At 66.7% G+C, this 1,224-nt stretch carries 1 protein-coding gene; it reads left to right on the top strand.

The features are described from left to right. Positions 1 to 232: 232 nt before the first annotated feature. The coding region (locus tag EOD07_RS34965; RefSeq protein ID WP_127238398.1) for a UbiH/UbiF family hydroxylase at positions 233 to 1,224 on the top strand (992 nt) is incomplete at its 3' end.

Below are 1,224 nucleotides of genomic sequence, written 5' to 3'. Positions count from 1 at the left end.
AGAAGGAACCAGGCAAGGCCGATGCCGGCGCCGATCGTGAGCATGACCGCGAGGCGCGGGCTGCGCGCGACGCCCGCCGTAGCCCGGCCGGCGCGGTCGAGATGGCTGAAATCATGCTGCTCGCCGTTCATGCCAATCGAATGGGCTGAATCGCCGCGTTGATCAAGCCGGCCGATCTGACCTATATCCGGATAAAGGCCCGACGGGTCACCTCGCATCGTGGAAGCCTGGCGTGGAGCACAACGACAAAGCCCGCATCCTGGTTGCCGGCAGCGGTCCGGCCGGCCTGATCGCGGCGCTCGGCTTTGCCGGGGCCGGCTTCGACGTGACGCTGGTCGGCCCCGAAGCCAACACCGCCGACGGCCGCACCACGGCGCTCATGAATCCCGCCCTGAAGGTCCTTGAACGGCTGGGCGTCCTTGCCGAATTGAGGGCGCAGGCCGCGCCGCTCAAGGCGATGCGCATTGTCGACGCCACAAGGCGGCTGATCCGAAGCCCAACCGTGACCTTCCGCGCCAGCGAGATCGGCGAGGAACAGTTCGGCCTCAATTTGCCGAACAAGGCTCTCATCTCCATCCTCGCCAGGGCCGTTTCAGCTCATGACGGCATTCATTGGCTGAAATCCACCGTCGAGTCCTGGAGCCTTGACGCCGATCAGGCCCACGCAAGGCTGGCCGACGGCAGCGAGATCTCGGCGTCGCTGGCGGTCGCCGCCGATGGACGCCTGTCTCCGGCGCGGGAAGCCGCCGGCATTCGCGCCTTCGCGCGGCCCTATCCGCAGTCGGCGCTTGTCCTCAATTTCGGCCACCGCAGCGAGCACGGCTTCGTCTCGACCGAGTTCCACACCGAAACGGGGCCGTTCACGCAAGTGCCGTTGCCCGGCAGGCGCTCCAGCCTCGTCTGGGTGGTGAAGCCGCAAACCGCGCAGGAGCTTGCGGCGCTCGACGATGCAGCCCTGTCGGGGCGTGTCGAGGAACAGATGCAATCGGTGCTTGGCCGGGTCTCGGTCGAGCCGGGTCGCCAGATCTATCCGTTGTCGGCGGCCTCGCCCGGCCGCTTCGCGCAAAACCGCGTGGCGCTGGTCGGCGAAGCAGCGCATGTGTTCCCGCCGATCGGCGCCCAAGGCCTCAACCTAGGCATCAGGGATATCGAAGATCTGATTGGAATCGCGAGTGAAAACAGTAGCGATCCCGGATCGCGCCGGACCCTCGCCTCCTACGACAC

This window comes from Mesorhizobium sp. M2C.T.Ca.TU.002.02.1.1 (assembly GCF_003997225.1).
The sequence above is the reverse complement of the archived record's forward strand: the minus strand, read 5'-3'. Positions and strand labels throughout refer to the sequence as shown.